Source organism: Corynebacterium sp. PCR 32 (assembly GCF_037464985.1).
GTDB lineage: Bacteria > Actinomycetota > Actinomycetes > Mycobacteriales > Mycobacteriaceae > Corynebacterium > Corynebacterium kroppenstedtii_D.
Genome location: NZ_JBAHVL010000002.1, coordinates 140,871 through 167,750, shown reverse-complemented (window position 1 = coordinate 167,750; position 26,880 = coordinate 140,871). Strand labels below are relative to the sequence as shown.

Below are 26,880 nucleotides of genomic sequence, written 5' to 3'. Positions count from 1 at the left end.
AAAACATGGTAACTAGGTACCATGTGAAGCATGAAAGACCACAAAGAATGGATTGAAAACAGGCTAGGCAAGTCGGTTCATGCAGTAGCGCTAGAGCTAAATGAAGATCCCTCCAACTTCTCAAAGAAAGTAAGAAGAGGACTCACTACAGACCACATCATCCAGATAGCTAGAGCCTTCGAAATTCCAATTGTTCAGGCACTTCAGGAAACTGGAATCATCGGAGATGGAGACATGGAGCCTGAATCTCCCGAGCGTATTGCCGAAACAATCAGCTACCTAGCTAAAAAACTCGCAGTTCAAGCCCACCCCAAAGAAGAAAAGCCAGCAGAACAAAACAATGTCGTTCAACTGCCGAGTAACGATGTCGCACACGACTTCTATAGTGACGAGATACCCGAAGACGCAGTAGCGTACCCACACAAAGAACTAGGAGGCTCGCTTGACGATCTCGATCCATGAGCTACACGAAATAGCCCATGACATGCACATAACGCTCAAACACCACACACACGACACCCCAGGTTTTTACCTCGAAAAATATCGCGTCATTTCCACACGAAAAGGTATGGCGGTGTGGGATTATAAAAGCGTTCTTGCTCACGAGCTAGGACACGCTCACTACCACGACAAGAGAAACGGTCACCTCTACTTCGACGAACGACAAGAACGCCGCGCTGACGAGTTCGCGGCAAATCTCCTCATCGACACGGACACGCTACGTTATTTAGCGCCGTGGCACGGTCACGACAAAATAGGTCTCGCTTTAGACCTTGAAGTCACCCCTAAACTCCTCAAAACCTTCCTCGAACTACACCCCTACGCCTTGAAAGGCTTAGCAGCATGAAACGCGCATTATCTCTCTTCTTGTCAGCTCTCCTACTCACAGGGTGCGGGAATAGCGACAATCTACAGCAAGAACAGCATGCGACAACTCAGCACGCGGAAGAATCTGTCTCACATGGTGAGACAAACAAGCAAGAATACCCACCCCACAAACCAGAAGGCTGCGACCCTGATCTAGGGAAATACGCCCCTACGGATGCGACGAACAAGGCATCGCAAACATCCCAGACAACACGCCCATCTACCTACGCTGCGCAATCGCTAAAGGCGAACCTTGCACCGATGAAGAAAACACCCAATACAAACAACAGTGGAACAGTCAAGGCTACGACGATAACGGAAACAAGAAGTGAGTATTCAGAAACGCACAACAAGGGCAGGTAAACCCCGTTGGGTAGCACGATACCGCGACCCAACAGGCAAAGAACACTCACGAACATTCACCACACAACGCGAAGCCAAAGCCTACCTATCCGAACAAACACGCGCGATACGTAGAAGCGAATGGATAGACGAAAAAGCCGCACCAACACTAGCCGAAATGTGGACACGCTGGGAACAAGTCGCAGTATCCCCAGGGACTAAACGAACACGGGAACGAGTAAGACAAAACCTAGGGGAACTAGAGAACCTACCAGTCACCAAAATCACGCCAGAACACCTAAGAACATGGTTATCTCACCTACGCACAGGCAGGCCGTGGGTAGAAGGGTGCAAAGGCTTAGCCATTAACACCCAAACAAGCTTCTGGACTCAACTATCAGGCTGCCTACGCATGGCCGTAGAAGATGGACATCTACTTGTTTCACCAACGTCAAAAGTGAAAAGCCCAAGTGGTGTATTCGCTACCGACACGTCAAAACTGCCCACGATTGAACAAGTGAAAGAAGCTATTGAAACCGCTGACAGTACAGGGCGCGACACTCTAGCCACCATGATCATTTTGGCCGCATCAACAGGTATGAGGTCAAGTGAAGTTGCTGGCTTACGTTGGAGGAACGTGGACACGAAAGCGAAAGTAGTTCACGTCGTGGAGCAAGCCGCATCTATGCATGACAAAAGCGAGCATATTGGCGAAAGCAGGTGGGCACCGCTGAAAACAAAGCAGTCTCGCCGGTTAATTCCACTATCCAATGCCACAATTAAGCGACTCGCGGAACACAGGTTAAAACACCCCTCAGATCCGAATGAGCCAATGTTTCTCACACCCGGTGGGAAAATGTTTCGCTCCGATGGGATCTCGGCAGCGATGCGGGCACTAGGTCTACGCTTCCATGATTTACGGCACCTCTATGCGTCACACCTGATTCGACAGGGGCGTGGGGTGAAAGCTGTTCAGGAAATGCTGGGGCATGCTTCAGCAGCGACGACACTCAATACCTACACGCATCTTTGGAGTGACGAGTGGGATTTAGTGCGTGAAGCAGCAGGCGATCTAGTGCGGGATTTATCCGGCGATGGAAGATCTAACACTGAGAAAAGGCCCCCACAACATGGAAAGACACGTCGCAGGGGTGAGAATCTAAGCTGAAGGCTTCCGAAGCTTCTTTTTGAGAACTGTACCCGCCACAGTTCCGAAAACTACAGCGCTTACAACACCAAAAGCTACGAAAATAGGTAGCTTGTTATCGTCGAAAAGCGATGAGATAACTATCCACTCCAGAAAGAGCATCAGCACGATCAAAACAGCCAGACCGATAGTAAAAAACAGCGACCGTTTTTTGCTTAGGCTACTCAAAATAGGCTCCCTCTATTCGCAATGCGCCTGCTTTGCGACGTTTACAACGAGGTCTTTATTGTCGCTGCAAACTCCATTCTGAGCAAGATACACAGCAGCAACTCCGCCAATGAAGGATATAGCGCCCGCAGAAAGAACAGACCCTACGACCGTTTCGGATAGGATGGCTGCCCAAGCTGCCGCCATGCCAGCAACCGCTGCTCCACCACCGGACTTCAGGGCCTTTTGATCTGTCTGATTGAACACGATGGCTGGTTTCATGCCGTCAAACTTGCCGCCAATTCGTTCTGCGGTTAGAGGTTTCTTGACGCTGAATTCTCCGACTTTGTCGCCAGTCTTAGGGTCGATCACATGGTAGCTCGTGACTTCGAAGTTACCATTTTTTACCTGCTTGGTTTGCTTCAGCTTTCCCTCAGACTTAAGTTTCTGAATGTCGTGATTCCACTGAGGGGTTCCGATCAGGTCAAATTTGCTTTCAACTTTTTCCTGTTTTGAGTCAACCTTGTTTGTGGCGTGAACTGGTTCTGCGTTCGCTGTGGTTGTTACGGAGGCAAAGGGGGTTGCTGCGGTTACAGCTAACGTCAAAAGGCGAATATGCGCTTTTTTCATGCGAAGAGTCCTTTCGACTGTAGTAGGAGTTGCGTCTTTTGAACGCTGTTCAATAGATTATCGTTTTCAACTTCAATTGTCTATAGATACAGAAGCTCCGCGCACAGCACACATGCCCTCGCTCTTTTCTATCCCAATTTCATAGATCGAAGCTCCAAGCATCGCCACACTCTTCAGTAAAGCCATTCAATCTGATGCGGGATTTTTGCGGGATACAAGAAAAAAGACGGCCACCAAGCGACTTAGTTAAGTTACTTAATGACTGTCAAATATAGTGTTTGAACAGCTACTTCAGGATCTGTCGCCCCATCACCATGCGGCAAATCTGGTTGGTTCCCTCGTAGATCTGGGTGATCTTCGCATCACGCATCATCCGCTCTACAGGGAAATCACGGGTGAAGCCGTAGCCACCGAACAACTGCACGGCGTCCGTTGTTACCTGCATAGCGACGTCTGAAGCAAATGCCTTCGAACCTGCTGCGAGTAGTCCTAAGCGCTCGCCGCCTTCGGCATGGCCGCGTTCTGCGTTGGAGGCAGCGGTGTACACCATGAGGCGTGCCGCATCAATCTTCATTTTCATGTTGGCCAGCATGAACTGCGTGTTTTGGAAGTCGGCGATGCGGCGGCCGAACTGTTCACGCTCTTTCACATACGTCACAGCCTGGTCGAAAGCACCCTGCGCGATGCCCAGTGCCTGCGCACCAATCGTTGGCCGTGTATGGTCTAGCGTTTCCAGGGCAGTTTTGAAACCAGTGCCTTCGTCGCCAATAATGCGGTCGGCGGGGATACGACAATCCTCAAAATACAACTCTGCGGTCGGGGACCCTTTAATACCCAACTTCTTTTCCTTAGGGCCAACGACGAAACCATCGTCATCAGCATGAACCATGAACGCGGAGATCCCGTTGGCACCTTTATCCGGATCAGTGACCGCCATAACTGTGTACCAGGTGGATTGCCCACCGTTGGTGATCCAGCACTTGGAACCGTTGAGTACCCAGGTGTCTCCCTCTTTGCGGGCGCGTGTCTTCATCGACACCGCATCTGACCCGGCACCGCGCTCTGACAACGCGTAGGAGGCCATCTTTCCAGCTGCGATATCGGGAAGGACCTGCTTTTTCAGCTCGTCCGATCCCTTCAGGATGAGCCCCATCGTGCCAAGCTTGTTCACCGCTGGGATCAACGACGACGACGCGCACACACGTGCGACTTCCTCAATAACGATGCACGCCATCACTGAGTCTCCGCCGGCTCCACCGTACTCCTCAGGAATGTGAACAGCGTTGAAACCGGTCTCTACCAGGGCATCCAAGGCCTCGTGTGGAAACCGCTCATTCTCATCAACATCGGCTGCATGGGGGGCAATGCTTTTTTCAGCGATCTCGCGAATGGCATCACGCACCCCCTGGTATTCCTCCGGAAGCTGGTAAAGATCAAAATCAGGGTTCAGAGCCACAACGGGTCCTCTCACACATTCGAAATCAGGATTATGCACGCCACTGAGTGACGGTAGACTCCTGCGATTCTATAATGATCGTCCCTCGTGATGAGACCCAGTCGTGTCATGAGACGCCTATACTCAGAAATATGAACCACCCACCGATTCTCACGCGCGTCGGAGGTTTCCCTGGCATGAACCGACGTACAACGGCCTTAGCCGCACTCATCGCAAGCGCATGTGTGCTCACAGCGTGCGGCGGACATTCGTCATCTACCAGTTCCGAATCCCTGTCCAGTGCCACCACATCACCACAGCCAGGTGGTGCACCATCACCTAGCCTCTCGCCCTCACCATCCGCCACTGAGGACAAGGATGGGGGATCCACAGCACACCGTGGTCGAGTAGAGTCGACCGGGGGGCGTAACGACCGGTGTCACACGGGAGACCTTGCGGCGTCGGCGGACAATAAGAATTCTGCTGCTGGTTCGACGTACCTCACCGTCACCCTCATCAATAAGTCCGACCATCCCTGCACGTTGTATGGTTACCCAGGGGTGAGCGCCGTCGGAGGGGACGATGGGCACCAAATAGGGAAACCAGCAGAAAAAACTGCGAAACCAACACCGTCGTTGGTCACTCTCATTCCCGGCCATACAGCCAGTGCCCAGGTTCAGGTCACACGACCAGAGCACTTTTCACCGCGATCGTGCACACCTGAGAACGCTCGCGGCCTGCGTGTGTACCCGCCCGACGAGGAGGACGCACTCTTTGTCGACGCCCCTATTGAAGCGTGTTCAGGGACTGTCTCAACCATGCATGTGACGCCACTGGGTAACGCATAGAACACGTCCTCACCTACCCGGGGTTCATGCTATTCGTGCTGGTTGGTCACCATGAGGTCATTCCACAGGGCGATTGTGGGACGGCCGCGGGAGGCTTCGTAGGTTTCCTCTTGCGCTGCCCACATTGCCCAATGTTCTCTAAAACCGGGATCGCGGTGAAGTGCTCGGTGTCGCCGTCGATCAGCGTCGGCCCGAACCTCAATAGCTACCGTTTTATGATAGGACTGCGACAAACCCTGCGCGTGCAGCCAGCGCTGGTGGGCCGCAGCCTGTGCGGCAGGAGTCACTGCGCCCACTCCCTCGACGATAAGGGGCTCTGTGGGATCAATCTGTACCCAATCTCCTGGGGAATCAGTAGCCCACTCCCAGCGGCGGTACCCAGCATCCGTGGTGGCAAGCACGCTTTCCGCGACCATATGGGACGCCGCCGCTAAGCCGGACCACCCCGGATACACGTCATCCAGGTGGACAATCCTCGCCCCGGTGATCGTGCCGAGAAGTTCCGCTAGGGTTGTTTTCCCTGCCCCTGACAATCCATCGATGAGGATGCATTCCCCCGGGGCAAGCGTGTGCATGCCGGACTCGAGCATCAATAGTTTATCCTCGAGAGTCGAGGGCGGATGGTGACTGTGCGCGTTCTTCATCGTCAAACGTGCAGAATTAACGCGGTCAGCACGGGGGCACCATATCGCCGTGATGGCATCCTGGATGTGCGATACTCGCACACCGGTCGCGGTAGTCAGGCGGGATGGCATCGCACCCGATGCGTGGAACAGGTCCACCACATTGTTCCGCTGATTCACACACACGTCATGCTCCTAAGAATCGCAGATATCCGGTCCCCCAGGACGTCGTCACGGCGACAAGAGCAACCACGAATGCACCGGCCATCAGGACCCAATCTGCTCGCCGCAGCTGGGATTCGCGCGCCCATGTCCGGGCGCCCGGCGAGCCGAAACCACGTGCTTCCATCGCCGTCGCCAATTTTCCGCCACGTCGCAACGCCAGCACGAGAAGTGCGAAGAGTATTGTCGCCGTATATCGGATACGTCCGGAATCGGCCAAACCACGAGCTCGACGTGCTCGATGCATGGCGGAAAAATCGCGGTGGAATAGGCTCACCAGTCGAGCTCCGGCTACGGATCCGATGACAAACCGCTCCGGCATATGCCAGATGCGGGCCAGGCCATCACCAAGGTCGGTCGGATCTGTATCGGCCGAAAGGATCACTGCAGGCAATGCAATCGCAATCACACGGATGATGATTGCCGTCGCCAATGACACTGAGTTATCCGTGATACGCGCGAAGACGACTGTCACGTACTCGTGTCCCCCTGGCCGCCCATACAGCACCATGGATATTCCGGTGAGGAGAGCCAAAAACACGATGGGCCACCCGCGACGAATCATCCGCCCCCACTTCATTCCTAGCACTGGAGCTGCAAGGATTTCGCACACTAATGCGATTCCCGCGGAGACAATATCTACCGAGATCAGAAGCGGAGTGGTAAGTAATGCCATAGCAGCAATACGCGCTACCGGGTTAAAAGTCACCCGCCGCGTTCTCGTCGCCCCATCGTGGCCGTGACAACCATGGGGTTTCTCTCTCGTCTCATTCACCGCTGCATCTCAATTCCGCCTGCCTCAAGCCGGGCGTGGCGCACACCAAAGAGATCGACGACCAATGGATCATGAGTAATGGCCAGTACCCCCACCCCATCGTCGCTCATCTCACGCAAGAGCTCAATGATCTGGATAAATGTTGTTCTATCCTGGCCAAACGTGGGCTCATCCAGGATGACGACGTCGGGGCGTGTGGACAACACAGTAGCCACCGATAGACGGCGTTTCTGCCCTCCGGACAACGTGAATGGGTTTGCCCGTGCCACAGAGGATAATTGCAGGCGGTCGAGAAGCTCATCGGCCCGGCGGTCAGCGGCCTCTGCATCAAGCCCGCACACCCGCGGGCCGACAAGCAACTCATCACGCACCGTTCGCGCGACGAATTGGTGCTCCGGATCTTGAAAAACCATGCCGATACGCTGTGCCAACGCTCTCGAGGACCAGTCCATTGGATTCACGCTCGCATCGTACCTGCGTGCTGTCTTTCGACGCCTCCTGACAAACTGCGAAAATGTCCGACGTCCCCCATGGTCATCACGGGGATGCCGGGAAGACTGGCATACGGTCCACGAGCCGGTTCCATCACCCGAGGGCCCCCATCCCACGGCATCAACATCACCGTCAACCGGCGCGAGTAACCCTGCCAGAGTCGACGCAACAGTCGATTTACCTGCTCCATTGCGGCCGGTCATAACTGTTGGGGTCGTCGTCACATCCATAGTGATCCCGTCGTTGACCGCGACACCACCCCACCCCACGGCCACATCACGTGCGCGCAGCAACGCGGCGCCTGGTGATACGTCCCGTGGTGCGCACTGTTCGCGTTCTCGCCGCCATGTCGAATCGATGGGCATCGGCACGTCAGGAATCCATACGCCATCCTGCGCCAGCTGTGGCCCCATCGTGTGGGTAATCTCATCAGGGTGTCCGTCGGCAACAATAGTGGAATCCCCCACGACCATGATCCGATCAATGACATCCCACCACACGTCCACACGGTGTTCCACAATGACTACTGTGGCACCAGTGCGCTCGGCAGCGGAGACAACAGCGTGGCGAATATCGTGGACGCCCTCGGGGTCGATATTCGCAGTCGGCTCATCTAAGAGGATCAAACCGGCGCCCATCGCCACCACACCAGCCAGCGCCAAGCGCTGCTTCTGCCCACCGGAAAGTTTCTCCGTCGGATGATTATTCGGCACGGTTAGCCCAACTAGATCACGTGCCCAGTCCACGCGCTCCCAAATGTCCTCACGCGGGAAGCCCAGATTTTCGCAGCCGAATGCAATATCGTCCCCCACCCGCGAGGCAATGACCTGCGAATCAGGATCCTGCAACACCAAGCCAACCTGGCCACGCACCCTGCGCGCATCCTCGCCATTGATGAGCAGGTGGCCCGCGTAATCCCCGTCATCGGAATCACCCAACACACCAGCCATCGCGGACATCAAGGTCGACTTCCCTGACCCTGAGGCACCTAACAACAAGACTTTGTCGCCGGGATTAACTCGAAAATTGACATTCGCCAACACTGGGCGGCGGCGTCCGGCGTGCCGCCATCCAAAACCCTCCGCAACAACACACGCAGGGGTACAGGCGGGATCGTCTGCGGATGCCATTAGACCAACTCAGCGCTTTCTCGGCCAGCAGCAAAGCGATCCAACGCTCCCGCGGTGGCCAACGCTCGAACGAGGTAGAAACCGAGTACACCAGCTAAAACAGCACCAGATATGGACAATGACGCGAGATAAATCATGTTGTAGTCCATCGACCGTGCATAGTTACCCGACGCCCACTCATAACACCATTCAACGGCTGACGCCCCTATACCAGACAGGACCGCGACTACCAGCGAATAGCGCGCGTAGAGAAACGCCACGAATACTAACTCTGCACCAACCCCCTGCGCCAGACCGGAATACACCGTAGTGATGCCCCACTGGTTGCCCAACACCGCAGATATTATCGCTGCGATAACTTCCACCATGATCGCCGCCCCCGGCTTACGAATAATGGTGCCACCCAAGACGCCGCCAAGGAGCCAGATCCCCGTCACTAGTCCACCAATGCCAGGAAGGAGAGAATCCATTGCGGTGTACCAGGCGCCACCAATACCGTTCCAGGCCCAGAAAATTAAGCCTGTTGCAACGCCTAGCACAGCCGCGGTGATGATATCCACCACGCGCCACCTCGTGATGTCGCGGCGGGCTCGCCGCGCTGAAACTGATGTCGATGTGTCCTTGTCAGCCGACTTGTGATTGATCATGAACAGCTTTACTCCCTATCGCCGGCGTGATCCGGATCAGGTTCATACGGTCGACATTTCCACTCACAGGCCGATTAATCATCGGCGGTGGCAGAAATGTCCTCTCAGCCCGATATCGTGGGCTCCCGCGAAGTACGGATATGAGGATAACACTCAGGTTATGCTGATTTTATGACCTCATCTGTCGAGCATCCTTCGAGTGCGCCATGGGGAACGTCTGATTCACCCCTGGACTGTCCGCATGTCGCGATCATTTTTGAAGGCGGGGGCATGCGGAATAGCTACACCGCCGGTGCGGTGCAAGCATTGATTGATCACAAGGTGAACCCCGGATGGGTGGGCGGAGTATCAGCGGGAACAACACATGTGGTCAATTTCCTTATTAAAGATCGCACTCGGGCGCGATCATCCTTTGTTGATTTTGTAGAGGATCCACGCTTTGGCGGGTGGAAAACTTTTGCTCGAGGTCAAGGATATTTTAATACACAATTTATCTATTCCGATGCTGTTATGCCGGGTGAAATTGCTGAGATGGATTTCGATGCCTTCATGGCCAGTACACCCCAGTTCGCACTTGGTGCATTGCGGGCAGATACAGGGACAATGACATGGTGGCGTCGAGAGAATGTCCACACGTTGGAGGAGCTTTCGGCGTATACGCGGGCGTCGTCGACGATTCCATTTTTCATGCCCGTTGCTAAAGTCGATGGACAGTCCTACTACGACGGTGCGATGGGCCCAACAGGTGGATTTGCTTACGACGCGGCTATCGAGGATGGATTTTCAAAGTTCCTTTTTATCTTGACACGGCCTCGGTCATTTCGGAGGGAACCCATGCCACAGCCACGGTTGATTCGGAGTTATTTTCGGAAAGAACCCGCCATTGCGGAAGCACTTCTTCAACGAGCAGAACGATATAATAGATCGAAAGAAAAGATCGCACGCTGGGAAGAAGAGGGTACAGCAATGGTTTTTTACCCTGATCAGATGCCTGTTCATAATAAAGAAAGAAATGTGGAAAAATTGCAGCGTTCATACCAGATGGGCGTGAATCAGGTCGCCCGAGAGTGGCCTCAGTGGGAAGAATTCTTACGTCGATAGGTAGTCCGCTTGTACACTGGCGACCAGTGACAGCCGTAAAGATCTCGTGTCCACAGTTCAGGAGAAGATCCGTGTCAACGTCATTTATTTATCGAGACCCTTTTACCCACACTAAACATCAGGTTGATGCTCCCGACTCTGCCACCTACGTCGTTGTCAGAAATGATGGTGAGAAAAAGTCGGACAGTACTGTCCTTGGTTTCTTTGATGATTATGATGATGCACGACAAGCCGTTATGGCTGAGCTCAATAGGGAACTGCACTCCCCCGTGGGTGACCGTGAAGTTCTGGTCACTCATACCCAGCTTTATAACCCTTTAGCGTAGCGGTACGCATCGATGCCGTCGCAGCACAGAATAGTGGATCAGCCGGGACGGCACGTCGACTGCAGAGACTAGATCACCCCCTGGGCAAGCATTGCATCTGCAACTTTCTTGAAACCTGCGATATTCGCGCCAACGACGTAATCGCCGGGGACGTCATAGTCATTGGCTGTGTCGTTGCAGGTCCGGAAGATATTGTGCATGATGTCACGGAGGCGCTGATCCGTGTAGGTGAATGACCACGAATCGCGGGAGGCGTTTTGTTGCATCTCCAGGGCGGAGGTGGCAACGCCACCAGCGTTCGCCGCTTTCCCCGGGGCGAACAAAGTCTGGCGTGTCTTGAACACCTCAACGGCGTCAGGAGTACATGGCATATTCGCACCCTCAGCAACGTACTTGCACCCATTGTCGGCGAGCATTTTTGCGTCGTCCTCGCCGAGTTCATTCTGTGTTGCGCAGGGAAGCGCGACGTCGGCTTTCACTTCCCAAATGTTGCCATTCTCGTGGAATGTTGCTCCGTCGATCTCATTCGCGTAATCCGATACACGGGCACGACGAACTTCCTTGACGTCTTTCAGGAGTTCGACATCGACGCCGTCTGGGGTTGACACATAGCCGGAAGAATCAGAGAACGCAACCACCGTCGCACCAAGTTCTTGAGCTTTTTGGATGGCATATATGGCGACGTTACCGGAACCAGATACGATCACTGTGGCGCCGTGGAGGCGTTCTTTATGTGCTGCCATCATTTCTTGCACGAAATAGACAACACCGTAGCCAGTTGCTTCTGTGCGGACGAGTGACCCACCCCAGGCCAGCCCTTTGCCGGTCAGGGTGCCAGACTCGTAACGCCCGGTGATGCGGCGATACTGGCCGAAAAGATAGCCGATTTCACGGCCGCCCACGCCGATATCCCCGGCTGGAACATCGATATCGTTGCCAATGTGACGCTGGAGTTCCACCATGAATGATTGACAAAAACGCATAATTTCATGCTCTGACTTTCCTTTCGGGTCAAAGTCAGAGCCTCCTTTGCCACCACCAATCGGCAATCCTGTCAGTGAATTTTTGAAGATCTGCTCGAAGCCGAGGAATTTGATAATTCCCAGATTGACGGATGGATGGAAGCGGAGTCCACCCTTGTAGGGGCCAAGAGCGGAGTTAAACTGCACGCGAAATCCTCGGTTAACCTGAACGTTTCCTTGATCATCAATCCATGGGACGCGGAAGATGACCTGGCGTTCGGGTTCAACGAGGCGCTGGATGAGCCCCTGTTTCGCGTAGTGCTCATCGTTGCGAAGGACATATTTAAGGCTGCCGAGAATCTCTTGTGCAGCTTGGTGAAATTCTGGTTCACCCGGGTTCCGCTTGAGTATCTGCTGGTAGCGCTCATCGACGGTGGTGTTGACGTCCATGGTCTCCCTTTCTGGGTTGAAGTCAAGCATGTGCCGGCCAGCTTAATGGACATCACCACAGTGAGGACCGGTTTATGAGGTATTCCCCAGAAGGGGGAACCGCCGCACGCTCCAACCTGTCACGCTGACCGTGGCGATGGCGCGGCGGCTTCCCACCGGGCCCCGTTTTCCCAATATTTTTGTATCTCGTCGAGTCGACGTTCCTTCGTCTCAGGCGCCCAGCGGAATACCATGGCGAACGCGAGAATTGCGAAGATCCCGAAGACGGAGAACACCCCCACGCCTCCGATGGAGTCCAGCATTGAGGGAAAGATTTGCGCGACGACAGCGTTCGCGATTAAGTCTGCTGTTAATAGGATGGATGATCCGACCGCTCGATATCGGGTGGGAAAGAGCTCACCAGCGAATACCCAGACTATGGCGCCGAAACCACCGGTGAAGCCCATTGTGAAGAGAACAATTCCGATGAATCCAAGTATCTCAAGGCCTGTGGCTTGTTCGTCACCCACCGAATAGACAACTATAAGCAGCAGGTTAGCTACGATCATGGTTCCTATTCCGCCGAGGAGGACCCGACGCCGCCCATAGGAATCAATCACCACCATTGAGATTATGACGGCAATGAGAGAAAACACCTGAACAAGAGCGGGGAGCAAAAGTTGCGGTGTAGTCCCGTCGAAGCCCATGTGTGCGAATATCTTTGGCGCATAGTAAATAGTCGCGTTAATACCCGTGACCTGAATTAAAATTCCTAAGGCAATGATGAAGATGGTCGCGCGTAGAAGGTATCCGCGGAACATGTCCTTGACATTCTGAAGGGGGCTATGTCCGGTGGATTCTTCCAGAGATGCCACCAACGATGCCAGCTCAGACTCATATTCGTCTGGTTGAGCGATGCGGGCGAGGACCTCTTTTCCTTGGTTATCCCGGCCTTTCATCATCAACCATTGTGGGGTTTCGGGGATGCGCAACAGTGCAACGAAGACAATCGCTGCAGGAATTGCCGCTGCCCCTAGCATCCATCGCCAGCTTTCACTATAGGAAAGCCCCCACCCAATGATATATCCCATGGTGATTCCGATCACCGTCGCAACTTGGTAGGACGCCAATAGGCCGCCGCGGATCGTAGTGGGTGATGCTTCTGCAATGAATACCGGAACAACAGTTATCGAGACGCCGATGGTGACGCCAAGCAGTGTGCGCAGGACAATTAGCGATGTCGGATCATGTGCGAAACCGCTGAGTACGGCAAAAAGCACGTACCCTCCGGCGACGGCGAGCATCGTCTTCCTTCTGCCGATGGTATTTGCCACGGCGCCGCCGCATAATGCTCCTACGATCTGGCCTATGACCACTGAGGTGGCCATCGATGCTTGAGCGTTGGTTCCCAGACCGAAGTCTTTTTCCAAAAACAGTAATGCTGCTGCAATGTTGGAAATGTCGTAACCGTAGGTAATTCCTAAGGTTGCTGCAGTTATTGCCACCGCTCTCCCCACTGGCGGCGCATCTCTCAGGTCTTTCACGAATGGCATCGTGAACCTCGCAATCGTGTCTAAACTGGGAACGAGACATTAGTCAATTGCTTATTATCCAGCCCTGAAAGCCGGAAGAAAAAGCACCATGATTGTGACTACGAGGCTCATCTGCACCTCCCACAACCTCGGATGGGGGCGCCGTCGTCAAGGAAGGTTGGGGCGCATCGTTGTGGCTCGTCGGCCACTCGGTACAGTAGCGACTCTGGTACGAAGTCGGCTTTGTCCTGGGCGAGATTAGTCCGCAGTCACGGCCGCCGTCCGACCGTCATAGACGTCACCTAAGGGGAGTTTCAACGTACAATGAACACTATCTTGACCAAGATCGCCAACCTGGATCGCTGGGGCGCGGCCCTGACCAGGATTGGCCTCGTGATCGTCACCGTGTGGATCGGGGCTCTCAAAATTTTCGATTATGAAGCCCAGGGAATTGTGCCTTTTGTCGCCAATAGCCCGTTCCTGTCCTGGCTCCTCCGCGATCCGAACAGCTATGCCGCGAACAAGATTCCGGAAGGGAAGGCCAACAGCGTTGCCCATGCCTGGCATGAATCTCATGGCACGTACACTGTTGCCCTTCTTATCGGCGGGACTATCGTGCTCATCGGTCTCCTCATTGCTCTGGGCTGGATATGGCCCAAAGTGGGAGTCCTTGGGTCTCTCCTTTTAGTGGCCATGAGTGTTGTCACCCTTTCTTTTCTGGTGACAACACCAGAGGTGTGGGTCTCTGATCAAGGAGGGGGCGAGGGCGGTTTTCCCCTTCTGGCAGGTCCTGGCAGGCTGGTGATCAAAGATGCCATCATGATCGGTGCCGCATTGTGGAGCGCAACGGACTTTGCGCGTATCGCAGTGCGGCACAACCACCAGGAGGCAGCAACGACGGGGTAATTCCCATCACCCTACAGGTGCACGAGGCTAATCTTTCACCCGCTCGCGTGCATGACGCTGCCTCCGTATCTGGGTGTGATACAGCCTGCAGGATACCTTCCATGTTCTTTATCACATTCAGTAGAGTGGAGGTTCAGTCGTGAGCGCGCCTACAGTGAAGATTCTTGGCGCGGGTGTTATCGGTCGTCTTTTGGTTGTCGCCGGTTCACCATTTACACGTTGAACTTGAACTCCACCACGTCACCATCGTGCATAACGTAGTCTTTGCCTTCTTGGCGGACTTTGCCGCGCGCTCGGGCTTCCGTCATGGATCCACACTCACTGAGGTCGTCGAAGGAGGCGATTTCTGCCTTGATGAATCCTCGCTCGAAATCAGAGTGGATCACCCCAGCAGCCTGAGGCGCCGTATCACCCTGGTGAATAGTCCACGCACGCGCTTCCTTCGGCCCCGCCGTGAGATAGGTCTGCAACCCCAAGGTGGCAAATCCGGCGCGGGCCAGCTTATCCAAACCTGGCTCGTCTTGCCCCACCGATGCCAACAACTCTGCGGCTTCGTCGTCATCCAGTTCGAGGAGCTCAGCCTCCGTCGCTGCGTCCAGGAAGACCGCCTGCGCTGGGGCTACCAGCTCCGCCAATTGCTTCTTCTTCGCCTCGTCGTTCAGGACAGCTTCGTCAGCGTTGAAGACATAGAGGAACGGCTTCGCAGTGAGGAGGTTCAGCTCGGCCAACGCCCCACGGTCAATCGAATCCTGCGCAGAGAATAAGGTCCGCCCGTCCTCCAGGACCGTGAGCGCTTCACGGACAGCATCCAATTGCGCTGCCTTGTCCTTATCTTTCTTCGCTTCCTTTTCCAAACGTGGAATGGCTTTCTCCACCGTTTGCAGATCCGCCACGATGAGTTCTGTCTCAATGACCTCAATGTCACTGGATGGGTCCACCTTGCCATCCACATGCACGACGTCCTCGTCAGTAAAAGCGCGAACAACCTGACAGATCGCATCGGCCTCGCGAATATTAGCGAGGAACTGGTTGCCCAGGCCTTCTCCTTCAGATGCACCCTTCACAATGCCGGCAATATCAACAAACGACACCGTCGCCGGGAGGACCGCGGCAGAACCAAAAATCTCCGCCAAACGCATCAACCGTGGGTCAGGAAGTTCCACCACACCAACGTTCGGCTCAATCGTCGCGAAAGGGTAGTTCGCGGCCAGGACATCGTTGCGGGTCAGAGCATTGAAGAGGGTGGATTTTCCCACGTTAGGGAGGCCGACAATTCCGAGGGTAAGACTCATGCCCCACATCCTACGTGCAGCCAGTGACACAACCGAAGCGGGGCACAATATCGACGGGTGTGGCACCATGCCGGAGAATAAGGGTGATTCACCCCATCGGGGTGGATATCGCGTGGTGCTATTATTTTCACGGCTGATCGCACCACCACCCCGGTGCGGAATCGGCTTGCGTCCCCCACCCTTGAGGACAGACCCATTTCCCATTACGGCAATCCCTATCGAGCAGCGCGCACGTGCATGTACGCCGCCTGACGACTCGGTTGGTGGTACGCCCCAGTGGAAAGGCATTTTTATATGTCCCACTCCTCCTCAGAGAGCGGCGCGTCGGCCACGACGCGTGAAACGTTTTCGTCCCGCTCGGCCTTCCTTTTAGCTGCTATTGGCTCGGCTGTTGGCTTAGGCAATATTTGGCGCTTCCCGTACGTGGCGTATTCCAATGGTGGCGGCGCGTTTCTCATTCCCTACATCATCGCTTTGCTCACTGCGGGTATTCCTTTGTTGTTTCTGGATTACACGATGGGGCATCGTTTCCGCGGATCTGCCCCTCTCGTCTTCAAGCGTGTCAGTGGGTGGACGGAGCCGATCGGCTGGATCCAGGTTGGCATCGCATTCTTTATTTCCATTTATTATGCGGCCATTATTGGGTGGGCTGGGCTGTATACCATCAAATCTTTCACCCGTGGGTGGGGCAACAAGCCCGATTCCTATTTCTCCCATCAGTTTCTCCATTCCGATGCGACACAGACCTTTTCGACGTCAATTGTGTGGCACATTGCGATCGCATTGGCTCTCGTGTGGGTGGCTACCATCATTGTGTTGGCGATGGGGGTCGATGAAGGCATTGGCAAGGTATCTAAGCTTTTCATGCCCTTGCTGACGGTGTTATTCCTGGTCGTGGTGATCTATGCGCTGTTCATGGATGGTGCATCGAAAGGGTTGGACGCTCTCTTCACGCCGAAATGGTCGGCTCTGGCGGACACTGAGGTGTGGGTAGCTGCCTACGGTCAGATTTTCTTTTCGTTGTCAGTCGGATTCGGCATCATGCTGACTTACTCATCCTACTTGAAGCCACGTACGAATCTCACGGGCACTGGCTTGGTCACTGGCTTTGCCAATTCGGGTTTTGAACTCCTTGCCGGTATCGGCGTGTTTGCCGCGTTGGGGTATATGGCGACTCAGGAGGGCGTACCTGTGGACAAGGTTGTCTCCAATGGCATTGGTCTGGCATTCGTGGCCTTCCCGACGATCATCAATTCCATGCCTGGTGGCGCTATTTTCGGCGTTCTTTTCTTCGGGTCACTGGCTATCGCCGGGTTCACGTCACTATTTTCCCTGCTTGAGGTTGTTGTGTCTGCGGTGAAGGATAAGCTGGACCTCGATCGTAAGAGTGCTGCCATCGGTACTGGCTTTGTCATGGGTGTTATTTCTCTGGCCCTGTTTTCCACGACATCAGGACTATCCACTCTGGACATCATTGATAAGTACACAAATAATGTCGGCATTATCTGTATTTCGTTGATTTCCATCCTGTGCATTGATTGGATTTTGCGTCGACTCGACGAATTTTCCCTTCACCTCAACGCGGTGTCGTCGTTCCAGGTGAATAATTTCTGGCGGATCTGTGTCACGAATGTCACGCCCATCATCCTTGGTTACACGCTTATCCAGGAACTTCAGAACCTTTTCACCTCCAACTATGGTGGTTATTCTAATCAACAGATTGATGTGTATGGGTGGGGTGTCATTGGTCTGATCGTTGTTGTTGCGTTCATGATGTCCGTCGCGCCGTGGCGTGGTAATCCGTCACTTTCTGGTCCTCCCGGTACTGATTTCGGCGTCGAATTTAATGTCCAGCAGCGAATTGTGACTCCACAAAAACATGAGGATCGTCAAGCCGGGTTTGCTGCCGAGCAACGCATACGTCATCACAACCATGTCGAACCTGTCGTTTTTGCTCGGGAAGGCTCAGATGATCCCCACTGTGTGCACGATGCAGAGGGCACAACAGCTGCAGATGGGGCAACGAGTGTGGGTGCACCTCAGGGAAAGGATGCAGATCAATGAGCGGAACCGCTGTCATGATGATGACTCTCTTTATGCTGGTAATTTGGGGGGGGCTTGCTGCCAGCACGTATTCGCTGATGAAGAACCCCGATGAGACCTCGGGGAGGCTCGGTGACGACCCCAATGCTACCGACGAGAAGCTCTACGATCAGGGTTATTAGCACCACGTTTGTTTCACCTGGAAGAAGAGGCCACATTTCTTCGTCTGAATAGTGCACAATGGGTCGTAATGATGAACTCTTCTTCCAATCCAGAACCACTGCGCGCCTCCGATTCGACCGCTCCGCTCAGTCGAGAGCGTACGACGCAATTAGCTAACCGTGATACGGCTGATCATGTGATGGGTGTGCCGTACTACGCTCATGCGCCGCTCACAGAGGCAAGCCGGTCGGCCTCCATCGCCGTGAATGTCAAGCGCTTAGCGGTGTGGTGTTTACGTTTCCTGGCTATCGCACTGGCTGCTGTTGTTCTCTGGTATGGGTTGGGCCTCATGTGGAGTGCGATTCTTCCCGTGGTGATCTCCATCATTGTCTGTACTCTTTTGTGGCCGCCCGTTAACTGGCTCACCACACGCGGTGTTCCTCATTCCCTGTCGGCCATCGTGATCATTCTTGGCTCGGCTATCGTTGTCATCGGCACCCTTACCCTTGTGACCACTAGTGCTATCAACCAGTCAGAAGAATTGGCTCACCGTGCGTCCCATTCCTTGCGAGAAACTAAAGAGGCGCTCAACGGCCCTCCGCTAAACATTAAAGATAACCAGCTCAATCAAGCGTTTGATCAAGCTTCCTCTCATCTTCAGGAGCATTCGGGCTCGCTGTTTAGTTCGGTCTTGTCCGGCGCGTCCACCGCGTCATCAGTAACAGTGACGCTGGGCATCGTTCTTATGTTGACCTTCTTCTTTCTCAATGATGGGCACAAATTTCTGCCGTGGGTTGACCGCCAATTCTCCGGTTCGATCGGTACACATCTTCACGAGGTGCTCGCTCGGTCATGGAAAGCTCTCGGTGGGTTTATTCGGGCACAGGCGATCATTTCATTCCTCAACTCGATCTTTATCGCTGTCGGGTTATCGATTCTTCATGTACCACTCGCCCTTGCTCTCGCGGTGCTCAACTTTTTCTGCGGTTTCATCCCAATTTTCGGCGCGTTTGTGGCCGGGGCTGTTGCTGTTGTCATCGCTTTCGTCGCTAATGGCTGGATATCTGCGCTTCTTACTGCGTTGCTCATTGTGTTGGTTCACCAAATTGAAGGCAATGTCCTCTCCCCCATCCTGCAGTCACGAGCAATGAACCTCCACCCCGTCATTATTTTGGCCTCTGTTGCTATTGGAGGAAGCGTCTATGGGGTCATCGGCGCGTTCCTCGCCGTGCCGTGTGCAGCCGTCGCAGCTGTTTTCTTACGGTATGCCAACGAACAAATAGATTGTCATGTTGTTGATCCTGTGGCACCAGTCGTCGATCCTGACACCGTCGCTCCTGCAGAGCGCAAGGAGGAGAACAAGTAATGGCACTGTTCACACGGAGAAAAAAACACGGAGACCGCGCCGAGCACGCCGATGCTGAACACCAGGTTGAACACCGCCCGGTAGTGAATCCGTCCGATGCCCCTCACGATCGCCTCGCTGTCATTGGTGACATGGTCTCGGTGTCCGCAGCGTGGTCAATTCGACTTGTTCTCCTCATTGCGGGTGGGATCGTCGGATGGAGAGCGATTGGCTTGCTGTGGCGTGGTGTTCTCCCGATCTTGATCGCGTTAATTATCTGTACGTTGCTGTGGGTTCCGACCAGTTGGATGCGTAAGGCGCATTGTCCGCGGTGGCTTGCTGCGCTGGTCTCGGTCCTTGGGGCTTTGGCGGTTATTGTTGGCCTCTTTAGTCTCGTCGCGCCCAGCGCTGTCGATCAGTCGTCCCAACTAGCGGATCAATCCATCAAAGGATTAGAGAAGGTTCATAACTATGTTCAAGGTCCTCCTTTTAATCTGAATGACCAGCAGATCAACAACTATCTCGCCGAGGGAATCTCTAAGATCCAATCCAGCTCTGACAAGATCATCACCGGAGTGGTGACTGGTGTGAACAAGGCTTCGGACCTCGCCGTCATGCTGGGCATTGTCTTGATGATTACGTTCTTCTTCCTCAAGGACGGCGACCGGTTCCTCCCGTGGTTGGGGAAAATCTCTGGTACACGGGGTGAAGGTCATATTGTTGAGCTTCTCCAGCGTTCGTGGACAACGCTGGGCGGGTTTATTCGTGCTCAAGCAGTGGTGTCCCTCATCGATGCGTTCTTTATCGGGCTTGGGCTTGTTATCCTCAAGGTTCCACTCGCTCTACCTTTGGCCATCATGACGTTCATGGGTGGCTTCATCCCCATCGTTGGTGCGATTGTGGCCGGTGCCGTCGCTGTGCTTATTGCCTTGGTGTCTAACGGGTTGACTACTGCGCTGATCGTGTTGGCCATTATTCTCGCTGTCCAGCAGCTTGAAGGAAATGTGCTCTCCCCCATGCTGCAGTCGAAGGCAATGAACCTTCACCCAGTTATTGTTCTCTTGTCGGTTACTGTCGGTAGTGATCTATACGGAATTATCGGCGCATTCTTGGCTGTACCAGTAATAGCTACTATTGCAGTATGGTTACGATACTTTAGTGAACTTATCGATAACGACGTTACTGATCGGAAGAAAGAGCTAAGCAATCATCACCACTCTGGTCCTGTGCACCAGGACCACGAGATGAAACCAACAACGCCCGCCACCGGTCTGTCTACCAATAAATAGGCCTCAAACGGGTACCCTATTTGCCTGTGTCAGAATATCGAACTCCTGCTGCCTCCTCGAAGAACTCTTCGGGGCGCTCCAACAGCAACGACAATCGGACCTGGGGTATGCCCTTGTGGGCACCTCTGGCGATCATCGCTGCCTCGATGGCGACAGGCATGCTCATCAGTTCGGCCGGCGAAGGCCTCCTTAACCGGTGGTATTTCATCTTCTTCATCGTGTCGTCCATCGCGACCACTCTGTTCGTCGCTGTCCATGGGCTTTTTTTCACGGTATGTGCTCAGCCGATCCTTTTTACCGTCCTCACACCAGTGTTTTCGATTCTTGCAGGAAAGCTCAGCGGGCATTCCGATGCTGTCGGGATATTTTCCAAGACGTCTCTGTTGGCCAGCTTTTTTCCCGTCGTTCAACATTTCTTTGCGCTCTTATGGACCGTCATTCTCAGCACCATCATCGCCGTTGTACGCATCTGGTTGTCTCAACGCCATTCGTCACATAGTGATGCGCATCATTGTGTAACGACAAGTCGTGTGCGCCGCGAGACAATCCAGTCGCAACGCAACAGTAGTCGTTCTCCGCGCTCTCGCCGCTCCGATGAGCGTGGTTCTGGGGGCATCTATACGCACACAGAGCCGACACGTCGGGATTCTACGCGGTCAGTTCGACCGTCGCGGAGCCAACAGGCACGGGACTACGATGTTCGCCGACGGCGGGATGAACCCGAGGAACGGAGTCGCCGTCAGGGGAATCGCGAGTCGTACCGGCATCCTTCTCCGGACTACGTCAACCCTGAACCCCCGCCATATCCGTCGAGGAGGTTTACTCCGCGAACATACCGGCCAGAAGACAATGCCTCGACTTTGCCTCCGCGTACGACGCGGCCACGGCATACGCGTCGGGGCTGACCACCATTACAGTAGGAGATATGACCGCGAATCAGGATCCGAGTGTTTCTGTGCCCTCTGCGTGTGGCGGGGGGCCCACCTCTCCGGAGGCGCCATGGCCTGTACGCATCGTCAATCGGAAGATCGGAGACTGGATTTCCCGGCTCGGTTCTGTGTGGGTGGAAGGCCAGCTCACTCAGATGAAGCGGACGCGGTACTGGACATTTCTTACTCTGCGCGACATTGAGGCGGAAATGTCGATTGAGCTGATTTCGAAAAATGCTCTTATCGAATCGTTTTCTGCTCCTTTGTCACATGGCGACCGAATTGTTGTTCTAGGTAAGCCCACGTATTCGTTGGGTCGTGGCCAGCTCAAGCTATCTATTACTGATATTCGCGCGGTGGGGGTTGGTGAGTTGCTTGCTCGTATTGAACAGCTCCGCGCTATTCTGGCCGCTGAGGGTTTGCTTGCACCTGAGCGAAAAAAGCCGCTTCCGTTTCTTCCTCGCCGTATCGGCCTTATTACTGGCCAGGGTTCGGCAGCGGAGCGAGATGTCATATCGATTGCTCATGAGAGGTGGCCTGCGGTGAACATCCGGACACTACATCCGCCGGTTCAGGGGGCACAGGCTGTTGCTGAGATTACAGAGGCTCTTACTGTTCTTGACAACGATCCTGCTGTCGATGTGATCATCGTTGCACGTGGCGGCGGTTCCGTTGAAGATCTTCTTCCTTTTTCCGACGAAAGCCTTGTGCGCCATGTGACGACTCTGAGGACGCCGGTGGTGAGTGCGATCGGCCACGAAACAGACAATCCTGTTCTTGATGACGTGGCAGATCTCCGGGCCGCTACCCCGACGGATGCGGCGAAACGTGTGGTCATTGATATGACTGCCGAGCGTGACGGTCTCCAGGTGCTCCGGGAGCGCGGACGGCGGGCAATCATTCGGTGGCTGGATTATGAGCGCGATCGGCTCGATGATGTCCGTCAGCGGCCGGTCATCGCGGACCCGATGACCGTGATCCGCCGTCACACCGACGATATGGCGAGGGATGTGGCGTCGATGAGGCGAAACATCACTGTGCTCCTGGAGAGGGCGCATGCTGACGTTGCCCGTCTGCGTGGGCAAGTGTCAGCCTTGGGCCCGTCGGCCACACTGGCTCGTGGCTACTCGATTGTGCAGGTGCACAGACCTGGTGGAACTTTGGACGTTGCTACGTCGATTGAGCACACTCCGCCGGGCTCTCAGTTGCGTATCCGACTTACTGACGGGTCCATCGTGGCGGCGACAATGTCTACGTCACCTGCCACATAGGTGTGAACGCTGGTAGACGACAGTATTGCAGGCTATGGCTACTCAACTACGAAAGAATTGACTCATGGCATCTGATCACAACACCCCTGATTCCTTCACCATCGGCTCGGGGACTGCGCATCCGACTTTCGCCCCGATTGACGAGCTGTCGTATGAGGATGCGCGGCAGGAGCTTGTTGAGGTGGTGCGTATCCTGGAGTTAGGTCACATGAGCCTCGATGAATCGCTGATGTACTGGGAACGTGGTGAAGCGTTGGCTCGTAGGTGTGAGGATTATCTTGACGGTGCGCGTCAGCGTGTTGAGAAACTGATAGTTGTGGATGCTCAGTCGGCGGGTGGCGATGTGAGGGGCGACGATGATTCCTCCGATGAGTTTTCTTCTTAGTGGGAGGCTTGTGCTGGTGTGGCGTTTTGAATAGCTTTCGCCATTGTTGAGAATTCTGTGGGAGTGCCGGTTCCGGACACGGCCCATCTCACGTTGGTGTCATCGGCGATCCATGCTGGCCGGATATCATCGTCCGGCCCGGTGAAGATATGCCAGGTTGTTCCGTCAATGTTCTTTGTTTCATGTTCGGTGCGCGCTTGTCCGTCGAGTGTGTGGGCAATGTCCTCGACGGTGGCGTCGGTTTGAACAAGTCGAATCCAATTTTTGTCATGGACCCATCCAACTGACGAACTTGAGTGTCCGTTGAGGTTAATGCGGAGCGCTGAGTTCGGGATCCAGGTGTCGGGAGATGCAGGTATCCGGATGGGATAGTGTGCTGATCGTGCTTCGGTTCTCAAGAAGGTGGTGTAGTCGACGCGTGTGACCGTGCCTTCTTTGGGGTTTCCCGGCTGGTAGTGGCATAGGCCTGTTCCTCCGACGACGATGAACATCACGATGAGCATGACTCCGAGTGAGATGATCATGTCGCGGCTATCTTGGAAGATCCTTGGCTTCTCGACCTTTTTCGTGCGCACGCGAATGATTATGGCGGTTGTGAGTTGGTGATCACAACATGACGGTGGGGTCCACACTGCTTCGTGGTGAAATCGTGTGGTGGTCTTCGGAGTTTTTCAAAAATGTTGCTGTTTTTGCCCCTATTTGGGCGGGAGGGTACTCAGTTAATAGGCTCAGAGGTGAAACAATGGGGATGATCGACCACATCATTGATGATCGACCTCATCACTAACGCCGTACAGGAGGCATGTGCCACCCATGAGTAAAAATAATCAAACCCCACCCGATCGTAACCTTGCAATGGAATTGGTCCGAGTGACGGAAGCTGCTGCCCTTGCCTCTGGGCGGTGGGTTGGCCGTGGACAGAAGAATGAAGGCGATGGCGCTGCTGTCGATGCTATGCGGCAGATGATCAACACTGTCGAGATGAATGGTGTTGTCGTCATCGGCGAGGGTGAGAAAGATGAAGCTCCGATGCTCTTCAATGGTGAGGAGGTGGGAACTGGTGAAGGGCCTGATATTGACATCGCTGTTGACCCTGTTGATGGCACGACCTTGATGGCTGAGGGTCGTCAGAATGCTATTTCTGTTCTTGCCGCTGCTGAGCGCGGGACTATGTATGACCCGTCGGCTGTGTTCTATATGAAGAAGATTGCGGTTGGTGCGGAAGCGCGCGGTGTCGTTGATGTTAACGCTCCGGTGAAGGATAATATTCGCGCTGTTGCTCATGCGAAGGGTAAGCGCCCCTCGGATATCACGGTTGTTGTGCTGGATCGACCCCGTCATGAACGTCTTATCCATGAGATTCGGGGTGCTGGTGCGAAGGTTCGTTTGATTCATGATGGTGACGTTGCTGGTGCAGTGGCTGCTGCTCAAGACCAGTCTCAAAACAGTATTGACATCATGATGGGGATTGGGGGCACTCCCGAAGGCATTATTTCGGCCTGTGCAATGCGATGTATGGAGGGTGAGATCCAGGGTGTGCTCGCTCCGCGCAACGATGAAGAGAAGCAGAAGGCGCTGGATGCTGGCCATGATTTGGGTAAGGTCTTGACCACTGAGGATTTGGTTCGTTCGGAGAACTGTTTCTTCGTTGCGACGGGTGTGACGAATGGGGATATGCTTCGTGGTGTCACCTATTCACAGCGCGGTGCTATTACGCGTTCCCTGGTGATGCGTTCGAAGTCTGGTACTGTCCGTATGATTGAGTCGCATCATCAGTTGTCGAAACTGGAAGAATACGCTGTTGTTGATTACAGCTAGCAGGCTGTTCTATCGTTGTTGTTTCGAATAGTTGTTGTGGGCCCTCGGTGATGAGGGCCCTTTTTCGTATTCCATATTGATCCGTGTGATCTACATCTTTTCGTCTACGGTGATCACACATTTCGTCTCGTGATGAGCCATACTGTAAAGCGGCATGTGATTCTGTCACTGTGCAGATAATCCTCATAGCAATGATGAAGGTGGGACATACATAACATGAGCGATCAGGAATTCCGCATCGAACACGACACCATGGGTGAGGTCAAGGTTCCGGCGGCAGCGTTGTGGCGTGCACAGACGCAGCGTGCGGTGGAAAATTTCCCGGTGTCGGGACGCGGTCTTGAACATGCACAGATACGCGCGATGGGTTTGTTGAAGGCCGCGTGTGCGCAGGTCAATGTGGATCGTGGTCTTCTTTCTGAGGAGAAGGGTCAGGCCATTATTGCGGCGGCTACTGAGATTGCCGAAGGGGAGCATGACAACGAGTTCCCGATTGATGTTTTTCAGACGGGTTCTGGGACGTCGTCGAATATGAACACGAATGAGGTTATTGCGTCGATTTGTCAGAACAATGGGGTTGAGGTTCATCCGAATGATGATGTCAATATGGGGCAGTCATCGAATGATACGTTCCCTACGGCGACGCATGTGGCGACAACGGAGGCGGCGGTGAAGGACCTTCTTCCGTCGTTGTCGACGCTGTATTCCTCGTTGGCTGCGAAGGCGAAGGAGTGGGGCGAGGTCGTTAAGTCGGGTCGTACGCATTTGATGGATGCGGTGCCGGTGACGTTGGGTCAGGAGTTTTCGGGTTATGCTCGTCAGATTGAGGCGGGCATTGAGCGTGTGAAGGCTACACTGCCCCGTGTGGGTGAGCTTCCGATTGGTGGTACGGCGGTGGGTACCGGGTTGAATACGACGGCTGATTTCGGTGAGAAGGTGACCGCTGAGTTAGTGAGGCTCACTGGCGTGGAGGAGCTTCGTCCGTGCGTGAACCATTTTGAGGCTCAGGCGAACCGTGATGGACTGGTGGAGATCTCTGGTGCGTTGCGCACGATTGCAGTGTCATTGAACAAGATTGCCAATGATATTCGCTGGATGGGCTCTGGCCCGCTGACGGGTCTGGGTGAGATTCATTTGCCTGATTTGCAGCCGGGTTCGTCGATCATGCCGGGCAAGGTTAATCCGGTGATCTGTGAGACGGCGACGCAGGTCGCGTGCCAGGTGATTGGTAATGATGCGGCTATCGCTGCTGGTGGTATGCAGGGTGCGTTTGAGTTGAATGTGTTCATTCCGATGATGGCGCGCAATGTGCTGGAGTCGATTCGTTTACTGTCTTCCACCGCGGTGATTTTTGCTGAGAAGATGGTGGATGGCATTAAGCCGAACACTGAGCACATGCGTACGTTGGCGGAGTCGTCACCGTCGATTGTGACGCCGTTGAATAGTGCGATCGGCTATGAGGCTGCTGCGAAGGTTGCGAAGACTGCGTTGAAGGAAGGCAAGACGATCCGCCAGACGGTGATTGATCTTGGATTTGTCGATGGCGAGAAGCTTACAGAGGAGGAACTGGATAAGCGCCTTGATGTCCTCGCTATGGCGAACACTGATCGTGATCAGTAGGTGTCAGGTTTCGTCGTGGCAGTGATGACGTGATCGTGATGGGCGGTGGCCTGGTGTTGTAGTGATGATCAGGTGCCGTCTGCGTTCGCAGTGGGCCGCCGTGTC

At 54.4% G+C, this 26,880-nt stretch carries 27 protein-coding genes, 1 pseudogene and 1 riboswitch; of the genes and pseudogenes, 18 read left to right on the top strand and 10 right to left on the bottom strand.

Annotated features, from left to right (window positions below):
* The first annotated feature begins 30 nt into the window (after nucleotides 1–30).
* The 5 genes and pseudogenes from V5S80_RS04685 to V5S80_RS04665 all read left to right on the top strand — a co-directional run bounded on the left by V5S80_RS04685 (nucleotide 31) and on the right by V5S80_RS04665 (nucleotide 2,377).
* Nucleotides 31–462 (top strand): hypothetical protein, encoded by a 432-nt coding sequence (locus V5S80_RS04685; RefSeq protein WP_395169606.1) that lies wholly within the window; start codon nucleotides 31–33, stop codon nucleotides 460–462.
* Nucleotides 443–847, top strand: coding sequence for an ImmA/IrrE family metallo-endopeptidase (locus tag V5S80_RS04680; RefSeq protein ID WP_395169605.1), 405 nt, complete (start codon nucleotides 443–445; stop codon nucleotides 845–847). Before V5S80_RS04685 ends, V5S80_RS04680 begins: the two co-directional genes overlap by 20 nt.
* The gene (locus tag V5S80_RS04675; protein ID WP_395169604.1) at nucleotides 844–1,230 is read left to right on the top strand and encodes a hypothetical protein; all 387 of its coding nucleotides are present in this window, start codon (nucleotides 844–846) and stop codon (nucleotides 1,228–1,230) included. The genes V5S80_RS04680 and V5S80_RS04675 overlap by 4 nt, the downstream gene beginning before the upstream one ends.
* A gap of 157 nt (nucleotides 1,231–1,387) precedes the next feature.
* A pseudogene (locus V5S80_RS04670) lies at nucleotides 1,388–1,519 on the top strand (hypothetical protein); the annotation flags it as partial.
* 102 nt (nucleotides 1,520–1,621) lie between these two features.
* The gene (locus V5S80_RS04665; protein ID WP_395169690.1) at nucleotides 1,622–2,377 is read left to right on the top strand and encodes a tyrosine-type recombinase/integrase; all 756 of its coding nucleotides are present in this window, start codon (nucleotides 1,622–1,624) and stop codon (nucleotides 2,375–2,377) included.
* A 219-nt stretch (nucleotides 2,378–2,596) separates the two neighbouring features.
* On the opposite strand, the gene V5S80_RS04660 is transcribed toward V5S80_RS04665, so the two are convergent.
* Nucleotides 2,597–3,193, bottom strand: a complete 597-nt coding sequence (locus tag V5S80_RS04660; protein WP_395169603.1) for a hypothetical protein — start codon at nucleotides 3,191–3,193, stop codon at nucleotides 2,597–2,599.
* A 286-nt stretch (nucleotides 3,194–3,479) separates the two neighbouring features.
* Nucleotides 3,480–4,649, bottom strand: coding sequence for an acyl-CoA dehydrogenase (locus V5S80_RS04655; RefSeq protein ID WP_395169602.1), 1,170 nt, complete (start codon nucleotides 4,647–4,649; stop codon nucleotides 3,480–3,482).
* Between the two features lie 131 nt (nucleotides 4,650–4,780).
* Between V5S80_RS04655 and V5S80_RS04650 the strand changes: the two genes are divergently transcribed.
* Nucleotides 4,781–5,476: a DUF4232 domain-containing protein gene (locus V5S80_RS04650; RefSeq protein ID WP_395169601.1), complete on the top strand. Its 696-nt coding sequence runs from the start codon at nucleotides 4,781–4,783 to the stop codon at nucleotides 5,474–5,476.
* Between the two features lie 29 nt (nucleotides 5,477–5,505).
* Here V5S80_RS04650 and V5S80_RS04645 read toward each other — a convergent pair whose 3' ends face one another.
* The 4 genes from V5S80_RS04645 to V5S80_RS04630 form a co-directional block, all read right to left on the bottom strand.
* The gene (locus V5S80_RS04645; RefSeq protein ID WP_395169600.1) at nucleotides 5,506–6,279 is read right to left on the bottom strand and encodes a hypothetical protein; all 774 of its coding nucleotides are present in this window, start codon (nucleotides 6,277–6,279) and stop codon (nucleotides 5,506–5,508) included.
* 7 nt (nucleotides 6,280–6,286) lie between these two features.
* Nucleotides 6,287–6,997: an energy-coupling factor transporter transmembrane component T family protein gene (locus tag V5S80_RS04640; protein ID WP_395169689.1), complete on the bottom strand. Its 711-nt coding sequence runs from the start codon at nucleotides 6,995–6,997 to the stop codon at nucleotides 6,287–6,289.
* Between the two features lie 95 nt (nucleotides 6,998–7,092).
* A complete protein-coding gene (locus V5S80_RS04635; protein ID WP_395169599.1) occupies nucleotides 7,093–8,718 on the bottom strand; it encodes an ABC transporter ATP-binding protein in 1,626 nt (541 codons plus the stop codon).
* Complete coding sequence (locus V5S80_RS04630) at nucleotides 8,718–9,365, bottom strand: ECF transporter S component (RefSeq protein ID WP_395169598.1); 648 nt, start codon at nucleotides 9,363–9,365, stop codon at nucleotides 8,718–8,720. The genes V5S80_RS04635 and V5S80_RS04630 overlap by 1 nt, the downstream gene beginning before the upstream one ends.
* Nucleotides 9,359–9,504, bottom strand: a riboswitch (TPP riboswitch). It overlaps the preceding gene by 7 nt.
* A 32-nt stretch (nucleotides 9,505–9,536) precedes the next feature.
* Between V5S80_RS04630 and V5S80_RS04625 the strand changes: the two genes are divergently transcribed.
* Both V5S80_RS04625 and V5S80_RS04620 read left to right on the top strand, forming a co-directional pair.
* Nucleotides 9,537–10,466 (top strand): patatin family protein, encoded by a 930-nt coding sequence (locus tag V5S80_RS04625; protein ID WP_395169597.1) that lies wholly within the window; start codon nucleotides 9,537–9,539, stop codon nucleotides 10,464–10,466.
* Nucleotides 10,467–10,537: 71 nt separating this feature from the next.
* Nucleotides 10,538–10,792 carry a hypothetical protein gene (locus V5S80_RS04620; RefSeq protein ID WP_395169596.1) on the top strand — a complete coding sequence of 85 codons (255 nt, stop codon included), beginning with the start codon at nucleotides 10,538–10,540 and terminating at the stop codon, nucleotides 10,790–10,792.
* A gap of 68 nt (nucleotides 10,793–10,860) precedes the next feature.
* On the opposite strand, the gene gdhA is transcribed toward V5S80_RS04620, so the two are convergent.
* On the bottom strand, nucleotides 10,861–12,204 hold the full coding sequence (gdhA, locus tag V5S80_RS04615) for an NADP-specific glutamate dehydrogenase (RefSeq protein WP_395169595.1): 1,344 nt from the start codon (nucleotides 12,202–12,204) through the stop codon (nucleotides 10,861–10,863).
* Between the two features lie 119 nt (nucleotides 12,205–12,323).
* A complete protein-coding gene (locus V5S80_RS04610; RefSeq protein WP_395169594.1) occupies nucleotides 12,324–13,736 on the bottom strand; it encodes a sugar porter family MFS transporter in 1,413 nt (470 codons plus the stop codon).
* Nucleotides 13,737–14,039: 303 nt separating this feature from the next.
* On the opposite strand from V5S80_RS04610, the gene V5S80_RS04605 reads away from it, so the two are divergent.
* Nucleotides 14,040–14,621: a DUF417 family protein gene (locus V5S80_RS04605; protein ID WP_395169593.1), complete on the top strand. Its 582-nt coding sequence runs from the start codon at nucleotides 14,040–14,042 to the stop codon at nucleotides 14,619–14,621.
* 212 nt (nucleotides 14,622–14,833) lie between these two features.
* Here the strand turns inward: V5S80_RS04605 and ychF are convergent, their stop codons facing one another.
* On the bottom strand, nucleotides 14,834–15,913 hold the full coding sequence (gene ychF / locus V5S80_RS04600) for a redox-regulated ATPase YchF (protein WP_395169592.1): 1,080 nt from the start codon (nucleotides 15,911–15,913) through the stop codon (nucleotides 14,834–14,836).
* Between the two features lie 294 nt (nucleotides 15,914–16,207).
* Between ychF and V5S80_RS04595 the strand changes: the two genes are divergently transcribed.
* From V5S80_RS04595 to V5S80_RS04565, 7 genes are all read left to right on the top strand, one after another.
* Entirely contained in the window at nucleotides 16,208–17,977 is a 1,770-nt protein-coding gene (locus V5S80_RS04595) for a sodium-dependent transporter (RefSeq protein ID WP_395169591.1), read from the top strand.
* Nucleotides 17,974–18,138 (top strand): methionine/alanine import NSS transporter subunit MetS, encoded by a 165-nt coding sequence (gene metS, locus V5S80_RS04590; RefSeq protein ID WP_395169590.1) that lies wholly within the window; start codon nucleotides 17,974–17,976, stop codon nucleotides 18,136–18,138. The genes V5S80_RS04595 and metS overlap by 4 nt, the downstream gene beginning before the upstream one ends.
* 68 nt (nucleotides 18,139–18,206) lie before the next feature.
* Complete coding sequence (locus V5S80_RS04585; protein WP_395169589.1) at nucleotides 18,207–19,484, top strand: AI-2E family transporter; 1,278 nt, start codon at nucleotides 18,207–18,209, stop codon at nucleotides 19,482–19,484.
* A complete protein-coding gene (locus tag V5S80_RS04580; RefSeq protein WP_395169588.1) occupies nucleotides 19,484–20,752 on the top strand; it encodes an AI-2E family transporter in 1,269 nt (422 codons plus the stop codon). Before V5S80_RS04585 ends, V5S80_RS04580 begins: the two co-directional genes overlap by 1 nt.
* A gap of 26 nt (nucleotides 20,753–20,778) precedes the next feature.
* Nucleotides 20,779–21,657, top strand: coding sequence for a DUF6542 domain-containing protein (locus V5S80_RS04575; RefSeq protein WP_395169587.1), 879 nt, complete (start codon nucleotides 20,779–20,781; stop codon nucleotides 21,655–21,657).
* Nucleotides 21,658–21,677: 20 nt separating this feature from the next.
* Nucleotides 21,678–22,952, top strand: coding sequence for an exodeoxyribonuclease VII large subunit (gene xseA, locus V5S80_RS04570; protein WP_395169586.1), 1,275 nt, complete (start codon nucleotides 21,678–21,680; stop codon nucleotides 22,950–22,952).
* A 64-nt stretch (nucleotides 22,953–23,016) separates the two neighbouring features.
* Complete coding sequence (locus tag V5S80_RS04565; protein ID WP_395169585.1) at nucleotides 23,017–23,337, top strand: exodeoxyribonuclease VII small subunit; 321 nt, start codon at nucleotides 23,017–23,019, stop codon at nucleotides 23,335–23,337.
* On the opposite strand, the gene V5S80_RS04560 is transcribed toward V5S80_RS04565, so the two are convergent.
* The gene (locus V5S80_RS04560; RefSeq protein ID WP_395169584.1) at nucleotides 23,334–23,912 is read right to left on the bottom strand and encodes a DUF4245 domain-containing protein; all 579 of its coding nucleotides are present in this window, start codon (nucleotides 23,910–23,912) and stop codon (nucleotides 23,334–23,336) included. The genes V5S80_RS04565 and V5S80_RS04560 overlap by 4 nt on opposite strands.
* A gap of 238 nt (nucleotides 23,913–24,150) precedes the next feature.
* On the opposite strand from V5S80_RS04560, the gene glpX reads away from it, so the two are divergent.
* Nucleotides 24,151–25,155 carry a class II fructose-bisphosphatase gene (gene glpX, locus V5S80_RS04555; RefSeq protein WP_395169583.1) on the top strand — a complete coding sequence of 335 codons (1,005 nt, stop codon included), beginning with the start codon at nucleotides 24,151–24,153 and terminating at the stop codon, nucleotides 25,153–25,155.
* Between the two features lie 216 nt (nucleotides 25,156–25,371).
* Nucleotides 25,372–26,775 (top strand): class II fumarate hydratase, encoded by a 1,404-nt coding sequence (locus tag V5S80_RS04550; RefSeq protein WP_395169582.1) that lies wholly within the window; start codon nucleotides 25,372–25,374, stop codon nucleotides 26,773–26,775.
* The last annotated feature ends 105 nt before the right edge of the window (nucleotides 26,776–26,880 follow it).

Bases quoted from the DNA above. Each gene is read 5' to 3' on its own strand.
- V5S80_RS04605 (WP_395169593.1), top strand. From the start codon at position 14,040: ATGAACACTATCTTGACCAAGATCGCCAACCTGGATCGCTGGGGCGCG.
- V5S80_RS04685 (WP_395169606.1), top strand. From the start codon at position 31: ATGAAAGACCACAAAGAATGGATTGAAAACAGGCTAGGCAAGTCGGTT.
- V5S80_RS04630 (WP_395169598.1), bottom strand. From the start codon at position 9,365: ATGATCAATCACAAGTCGGCTGACAAGGACACATCGACATCAGTTTCA.
- V5S80_RS04665 (WP_395169690.1), top strand. From the start codon at position 1,622: ATGGCCGTAGAAGATGGACATCTACTTGTTTCACCAACGTCAAAAGTG.
- V5S80_RS04640 (WP_395169689.1), bottom strand. From the start codon at position 6,997: ATGGCATTACTTACCACTCCGCTTCTGATCTCGGTAGATATTGTCTCC.
- metS (WP_395169590.1), top strand. From the start codon at position 17,974: ATGAGCGGAACCGCTGTCATGATGATGACTCTCTTTATGCTGGTAATT.
- V5S80_RS04585 (WP_395169589.1), top strand. From the start codon at position 18,207: ATGATGAACTCTTCTTCCAATCCAGAACCACTGCGCGCCTCCGATTCG.
- V5S80_RS04580 (WP_395169588.1), top strand. From the start codon at position 19,484: ATGGCACTGTTCACACGGAGAAAAAAACACGGAGACCGCGCCGAGCAC.
- glpX (WP_395169583.1), top strand. From the start codon at position 24,151: ATGAGTAAAAATAATCAAACCCCACCCGATCGTAACCTTGCAATGGAA.
- V5S80_RS04660 (WP_395169603.1), bottom strand. From the start codon at position 3,193: ATGAAAAAAGCGCATATTCGCCTTTTGACGTTAGCTGTAACCGCAGCA.
- V5S80_RS04565 (WP_395169585.1), top strand. From the start codon at position 23,017: ATGGCATCTGATCACAACACCCCTGATTCCTTCACCATCGGCTCGGGG.
- ychF (WP_395169592.1), bottom strand. From the start codon at position 15,913: ATGAGTCTTACCCTCGGAATTGTCGGCCTCCCTAACGTGGGAAAATCC.
- gdhA (WP_395169595.1), bottom strand. From the start codon at position 12,204: ATGGACGTCAACACCACCGTCGATGAGCGCTACCAGCAGATACTCAAG.
- V5S80_RS04595 (WP_395169591.1), top strand. From the start codon at position 16,208: ATGTCCCACTCCTCCTCAGAGAGCGGCGCGTCGGCCACGACGCGTGAA.
- V5S80_RS04650 (WP_395169601.1), top strand. From the start codon at position 4,781: ATGAACCACCCACCGATTCTCACGCGCGTCGGAGGTTTCCCTGGCATG.
- V5S80_RS04625 (WP_395169597.1), top strand. From the start codon at position 9,537: ATGACCTCATCTGTCGAGCATCCTTCGAGTGCGCCATGGGGAACGTCT.
- V5S80_RS04610 (WP_395169594.1), bottom strand. From the start codon at position 13,736: ATGCCATTCGTGAAAGACCTGAGAGATGCGCCGCCAGTGGGGAGAGCG.
- xseA (WP_395169586.1), top strand. From the start codon at position 21,678: ATGACCGCGAATCAGGATCCGAGTGTTTCTGTGCCCTCTGCGTGTGGC.
- V5S80_RS04635 (WP_395169599.1), bottom strand. From the start codon at position 8,718: ATGGCATCCGCAGACGATCCCGCCTGTACCCCTGCGTGTGTTGTTGCG.
- V5S80_RS04675 (WP_395169604.1), top strand. From the start codon at position 844: ATGAAACGCGCATTATCTCTCTTCTTGTCAGCTCTCCTACTCACAGGG.
- V5S80_RS04550 (WP_395169582.1), top strand. From the start codon at position 25,372: ATGAGCGATCAGGAATTCCGCATCGAACACGACACCATGGGTGAGGTC.